This window comes from Nostoc sp. CCY0012, assembly GCF_963920855.1.
In the GTDB taxonomy this organism is placed as follows: Bacteria; Cyanobacteriota; Cyanobacteriia; order Cyanobacteriales; family Nostocaceae; genus Cyanocohniella.
This window is the reverse complement of record NZ_CAWUDM010000076.1, coordinates 23,309-29,717: the sequence shown is the minus strand read 5'-3', so window position 1 is coordinate 29,717 and position 6,409 is coordinate 23,309. Positions and strand designations below refer to the sequence as shown.

At 42.0% G+C, this 6,409-nt stretch carries 5 protein-coding genes; 2 read left to right on the top strand and 3 right to left on the bottom strand.

Annotation, left to right across the window (positions count from 1 at the left end; all coding sequences use genetic code 11):
* The first annotated feature begins 218 nt into the window (after window positions 1–218).
* Entirely contained in the window at window positions 219–743 is a 525-nt protein-coding gene (locus ACM0OS_RS20000; protein WP_414544952.1) for a DUF937 domain-containing protein, read from the top strand.
* A gap of 213 nt (window positions 744–956) precedes the next feature.
* Here the strand turns inward: ACM0OS_RS20000 and ACM0OS_RS19995 are convergent, their stop codons facing one another.
* Window positions 957–2,975 (bottom strand): glycoside hydrolase family 10 protein, encoded by a 2,019-nt coding sequence (locus ACM0OS_RS19995; RefSeq protein WP_414544951.1) that lies wholly within the window; start codon window positions 2,973–2,975, stop codon window positions 957–959.
* 230 nt (window positions 2,976–3,205) lie between these two features.
* On the opposite strand from ACM0OS_RS19995, the gene ACM0OS_RS19990 reads away from it, so the two are divergent.
* Entirely contained in the window at window positions 3,206–3,670 is a 465-nt protein-coding gene (locus ACM0OS_RS19990) for a hypothetical protein (RefSeq protein WP_414544950.1), read from the top strand.
* A gap of 4 nt (window positions 3,671–3,674) precedes the next feature.
* On the opposite strand, the gene ACM0OS_RS19985 is transcribed toward ACM0OS_RS19990, so the two are convergent.
* Together ACM0OS_RS19985 and ACM0OS_RS19980 are read right to left on the bottom strand one after the other, a co-directional pair.
* Window positions 3,675–4,883, bottom strand: a complete 1,209-nt coding sequence (locus ACM0OS_RS19985) for a NupC/NupG family nucleoside CNT transporter (protein ID WP_414544949.1) — start codon at window positions 4,881–4,883, stop codon at window positions 3,675–3,677.
* Window positions 4,884–4,974: 91 nt separating this feature from the next.
* Window positions 4,975–6,372, bottom strand: a complete 1,398-nt coding sequence (locus ACM0OS_RS19980; RefSeq protein ID WP_414544948.1) for an amidohydrolase — start codon at window positions 6,370–6,372, stop codon at window positions 4,975–4,977.
* Window positions 6,373–6,409: the final 37 nt, after the last annotated feature.

Below are 6,409 nucleotides of genomic sequence, written 5' to 3'. Positions count from 1 at the left end.
TGTTACTGTTTTTTCAACTTGAGACTCCAAAAAGTTTTCTGCACCACTAAGCATTGCCAGAGAGCGATAAATCGTTCACTACGAACAAAACTTTATTTATACACCCTTATGAAACCGATTTTTCATCCTTAAGTTTCTGGTTTTACGGAGTTAATTTTTTCATAATAGCAACAGCTTTTCCGCAGTCAAAAAATGAAAACACAAGGAGAACGATGATTATGGGTCTATTTGACCAAATTCTCGGTGCTGTTAGTAATCCCAGTCAACAAGCTAGTTTAGGTCAACTCGGCGGTATTCTTAATACTGTTAATCAGCTGAGTAATGCTACTGGGACAAATCCTTCAACCATGCAATCTGTTGTGGGTGTAGTAGGTAACTATGTACGTTCTGCTTTACAACAGAAGCAATCCACAGAGGGTAATGAAGCAACCCAAGCATTGGTTAATCAATATGCTGGGACTTCTTCTAACCCTCAAGCCGTCAGTTCCCTGTTTCCTCCTCAAATCCAACAGCAGGTAGCACAAGTAGCTTCCCAACATACAGGATTAGATGCTGGTACAATTATGCAATTGTTACCTGTGATTGTGCCTATAGTATTGAATTTATTACAATCTGGTGCTAATTCCCAAAATCCTCGAACTGGTGGAAATTCTGTATTAAATTCTTTCTTAGATGCCAACGGGGATGGAGATGTCAATATTGCCGACGCTATTCAATTGTTTAGTAGATATGTTGGCAAGTAGTCAGGCAAAATTGTAATTTCAGGACTTACGCAAAAATCACCAAAAACCTTAATTTATGGAACCGCCAAGACGCCCGCGCGCAGCGATGCCCGCAAGGGCTGTAGAACGCCAAGAATCCATAGAGTGTGCGTAAGTCCTAAATTTACCGAAAAATAAAGTTACTCAGGTGGAAGGATTTCCCTGGTGAGCTAACAAATTTTAGCCAACAGCTAATTAACTGACTGTAATTACTGTTCCTAAACTCTCATTTGCCAATCTATCAACCGCACATACGGCATAGGTTCCAGCTTGTTGCACAGTGGCGAAAGTTGTACCGGCAGACAAAACCCGCTGAAGTATCCAAGTAGTACCAGTTTGGCGGTATAGAGTCCAAGAACGAACAGGCTGATTATCGCTTGGTTGCCAACTTAACCGACGATTGTTAACTTGTAGTTCTTTAGGAGACGGTGGTGCAACTGTATTCTGCCAAGACATGGTAGGTACTATTGCAGGACTAGTATAAAGTGAATTTTGGAACCTGTCAGCAATGCCTTGACGATTTTGATTAATCGGAGTCATGCTGAAGAAAATATTTCCTAGTGCTAAGTTTCCTACAAGGTTGCGCGTAATTTTTACTTGTTTATCAATTTCTTCATCTTTCCAGACCTTACCATCGAGTTGACTAAGAGTATTACCTACATATATATGTCGTCGTTGGGGATTAATTCCTGTCCACCATTGCAGTAAGGCTGGGTAACTCTGAGCTGTTTGATCAGTGCGCCAATAAAGTTGGGGGGCCATATAATCAATCCAGCCTTGCTCTAACCATTTTTTAGCATCTGCATAAAGCACATTATAGGCATCTAAGCCAGTGATTCCTGGTGGTTGTCCAGGTCGATAAATCCCAAAAGGACTAATGCCAAATTTGACATGGGGCTTTGTCGCTTTAATTCCCTGAAATAGACGCAGCACCATTTGATTGACATTTTCTCGTCGCCAGTCACCTAAGCTAAGTCCACCACCTGTAGCCCTATATGCTGCGTAGGTTTTATCATCGGGGAAAGTCTGACCTTGGATAGGATAAGGGTAAAAATAATCATCTAGGTGAATGCCATCCAAATTGTAGCGACTGACAACATCCATAATGACGTTATAAGCTCTATCTTGGACAATTTTGATTCCTGGGTCCATCCATAGCTGAGTACCCCACTGGTAAACTACTTCGGGATTGGTTAAAGCTATATGGGGGCGGGCATTGGGTCTAGCGGTGAGACTAGTTTTGGCGCGGTAAGGATTAAACCAAGCATGAAGTTCAATATTACGCTTGTGACATTCTGCGATCGCAAACTCTAAAGGATCATAAAATGGTTCTGGCGCTCTACCTTGAGTTCCCGTCAGCCAAGCACTCCACGGCTCTAATTGGGAAGGATATAAAGCATCTCCCTCTGGTCGCACTTGCAAAATTAGGGCGTTGAAGTTTAGGGTTTGGAGGCGGTTGAGAATTTCTAGAAATTCCGCTTGCTGTTGGGCTACAGGAAGTCCCGCTTTGGAAGGCCAATCACTATTCCAAACTGTTGTTACCCAGGCCGCGCGAAACTCGCGCTGATGACTGACACTTACAGTTCCCGAAGTTGGCACGGCTGGTGGTGGCACTATGATGAAGTTGGAAGCAATCTTTTCTATCTGCCCCAAATACACCAAAGCTTGATATACCATTACTGATACTTCAGCGCGAGTTGCCGCTACAGTCGGGTTGAGTAATTTTACATTGGGATGACTCGCAACTAAATTTATACTAGTAGCAATAGCTACTTGGCTTCTGGCATAACCAGGAATTTTATCTGCATCTTGATAAATTTGTGGTAAAGCACTCAACAAATCAGGTTTGATATCAGCCGCAATATTCAAGCCATTGACCAAAGCAACTAAAACATCGCTGCGGAAAATTCGGTCATTGGGACGAAAACGCCCATCAGGATAGCCGATGAGAAATCCCGTTTCGTAAGTTTTTTGAACGGCACTTATGGCCCAGTGATTAGTCGGGACATCCACAAAAGGGACATATTTCCGCAACGGCGGCATTGTAAACACCGCCCCAATTATGGCAGCAAACTCAGCGCGAGTCACGGAATTATCGGGACGAAAAGTTCCATTAGGATAGCCATTTAAAATCCGCCGTGCTGCTAGGGCCTCAATAAATGGAAGCGCCCAATGATTTTGAACATCAAGGAAGCGTGTAGTAGTAGATACCATAATAGATTGTCAGTAACTGTGCTTGGTTCTAATATTCTTTGTTAATTTAGCAACATGCAAGCGATCGCGTCTGTGGTATTGTATAAATTTTCACAGTTGCCCGATGATATGTACAAGTAGCTCAGATCAGTGCGATCAGCCTAACGGCATAGCTGCGCTTACCGCATTATCGTAATGATTCGCTAAAATATGAAGTTACATGAAGTAATCCAGTATCTAGTCAAGTGCAAGTGAAAAAATTAATATTCTACGTATTATTTTTCCTGAGCTTATGTGGAGTTCTAGGATTTTCTTATGTTTCCTCTTACATCGCCGAAAAACCACCTGTAGTCAGATGTCAACCAGGTGCGTTTAGATCTGCCTCAGGTGAAAAATACTACACCCATCCTGAAAAACTAGTAGTTCAACCTTGGCGCGGCCCTCACAATGTCTATGCTATATTTGCCATTCCCAATGGATATAGAAGTGACGGATTATTCACAGTCTCAATCCCGGGAACTGAACTTTACTGTGGACAATTTTTCAATCGTGGCAAGGTGTTCACAGGAGTTGAACAGCCAAAATATTACACCATAATCAAGGGGCAATTAAATACTCGTATTGCTTTAAAGCTAATTGCTCAAGGCAAGTTAAATCAGTTAAAGCAAGCACAAAATTGGCAATTAGGGTACGTTAAATATCAGTCAAGAAGATAGCTTTTTATACTAAAACTCCGGCAACACAAGCCGTGATAAAACCCGCTAGTAAACCACCAATCATTGCTTTAAAACCCATACGAGCCAAGTCCGGTTGGCGTTGTGGTGCCATTCCCGCAATACCACCAATGGTAATTCCAATGGAACCGATATTAGCAAAATTACATAGAGCATAAGTAGAAATAATTGCTGCACGCTGGGAAATTTCTCCACTGGCAATTACCTTTTGTAAATCCAAAAAAGCGATAAATTCATTGAGGACGGTTTTTGTACCTAATAGCGCACCTACTTGCCGACAGTCAGCCCAAGGTACACCCATCAAAAAGGCCACAGGCGCCATGACAAAAGATAAAATCCATTGTAAAGATACTCCCTGTAAACCAACGCGAGTCCCTAACCATCCCAGTAGCGCATTCACGGCAGCCAGCAATCCCAAAAAGGCAATAATCATCACTCCGACATTAACCGCAAGCTTGACACCATCAATTGCTCCGGTAGCAGCAGCATCAATGACGTTAACGTAATTAGTTTTTACATCTATGGTAGCTTTACCAGTTGTTTCTGAGACTTCTGTTTCTGGATACAGCAACTTTGACACTATCAAAGAAGTAGGAGCAGTCATAAAAAAAGCAGCAATTAGGTGTTCTGGGGGAATACCAAAAGTCAGATAAGCCCCTAACACTCCACCGGCAATTGTGGCGAAACCCCCAGTCATGACAGCATGAAGTTCAGATTGCATCATTTTTGCTACATAAGGCTTGACCATTAGTGCCGACTCTGTGGGCCCCAAAAAGATATTATCTGCACATGATAAAGACTCAGAACCCGATGTTTTCATGGTCTTGATCATCACCCATGCCAGCACATTCACGACTCTTTGCAAAATACCGTAGTGATAGAGAATACTCACAAAAGCAGAGAAAAAGATAATTGTAGGCAGCACCTTGAAAGCAAAAAAATGATCCCGAAAATTTTCGCCAAACACAAATTCAGCCCCAACATCAGCAAAAGCCACAAAATTGCTGATAATATCCGCCAGTGATTTAAACACAGTCACACCCCAAGGAGTTTTGAGAATCACCAGTGCGAACACAAATTCTAGTCCTAAACCCCAGGCTATAGTTCGCCAACGCACCGCATGGCGTTTCACAGATAAGGCGTAAGATATGGCGATAAAAACTAAAATTCCCAAGGCAGAAATGGCGCGTTCCATGTTGATTATCCAATGCACTGCTAATCTTAATTAACGCAGAATAAAATCCTTTCTGCATCCCTTTGCGTTGAATTTTGCGCTCCTCTGCGTTTCACAAATCCATAACTTTGCGGTAATGTGCCTCAATTTGGGCAACCGTTTGAGACTTACGCTTTGTATCCCATTGACTATGTTTAAATAATTCTTGCCGTAATTGATCAACATTAATTGTGGTAACTTGACCATCAGCCACAATTTGTTTACCATTCATCCACACATTAGCCACAACATTGGTAGGCCGTCCTAACACTAATAAACCAATGGGATCTGTACGGGGAAGTAATGATAAATTAGTCAAATCATACATTACTAAATCAGCTTTTTTACCAACGGTCAAGGAACCAAGTTGATCAGCTACATTTAGTCCTTTAGCACCCCCCAAAGATGCCATTTCTACAGATTGGCGGGGAGTAATCCAGTGCTGATAATCTAAATCTGTAATATTATGCAAAATAGAACCAATTTTAATAGCTTCTAACAAGTCTTGAGAATCATTACTAGAAGCACCATCACAACCAAAAGTGACATTTACCCCAGCTTGGCGATATTTTAAAATCGGGGCGATACCACTGCCTAAACGTAGGTTACTTAAAGGATTGTGAACAACTGTAGATTGGGTTTGAGCCAGAATAGCAATATCATGATCATTTAACCAGACACAATGGGCTAAAGAAGTGCGATCGCTCAAATAACCAATACGTTGAAGATGTTCAACAGCAGTACAACCGTATTTTTCCTGGGCCAGTTTTTCTTGGGCTTTAGTTTCCAGCAAGTGAGAGTGACGACAAATATGATAGCGATCGCTTAACTCAATACATCCTGTAAATAAAGCATCGGTACACAGCTGAATCCCTGTAGGTGCAACTAACATATTTACACCCTCATCCGGGCGATGAAACTGCTTGATGGCCTCTTCCATAATTTCCAATGTGTCCGCAGTTGAGCGAAAATAAGGCTCATGATTTTGTGCTGATTCCCCAGAGGGTATACCAGCGGTGAGGGATTCATCTTGAATCAGGGGCGCAATAAAAGCCCGAATCCCCACTTCTTTGTAAGCACGAACAGCCGTGGCGATGGTGGCTAACTCTTGTCCCGGAATTAACACCAAATGATCTACTACACTTGTACCACCGGAAAGTAAAGTTTCTACGGCTGTACCTAAAGCACTGAGATAAACTTTTTCTAAATCCAGGGGCGCAAAGTCATATAATTCTGCCAGCCATAATTCCAAGGGAAAAATGGACATAATCCCCCGTTGCCACATTTCTGAGGAATGGGTATGAGCATTAATGAAACCTGGCAGTAATAGTTTATTTGTACCATCAACGGCAGTACCAATGACATCGAGGTTAGGTGCAATGGCAACTATCTGATTGTCTGCAACCTGCACATTTACGGTTGTGTAGGCATCTTCATCAGCAATCAAAACATTTTCGATAGTAAAATTCACAATTTACCTCTATTACTAGATTTCAACTATTCTATGA

Bases quoted from the DNA above. Each gene is read 5' to 3' on its own strand.
- ACM0OS_RS20000 (WP_414544952.1), top strand. From the start codon at position 219: ATGGGTCTATTTGACCAAATTCTCGGTGCTGTTAGTAATCCCAGTCAA.
- ACM0OS_RS19995 (WP_414544951.1), bottom strand. From the start codon at position 2,975: ATGGTATCTACTACTACACGCTTCCTTGATGTTCAAAATCATTGGGCG.
- ACM0OS_RS19985 (WP_414544949.1), bottom strand. From the start codon at position 4,883: ATGGAACGCGCCATTTCTGCCTTGGGAATTTTAGTTTTTATCGCCATA.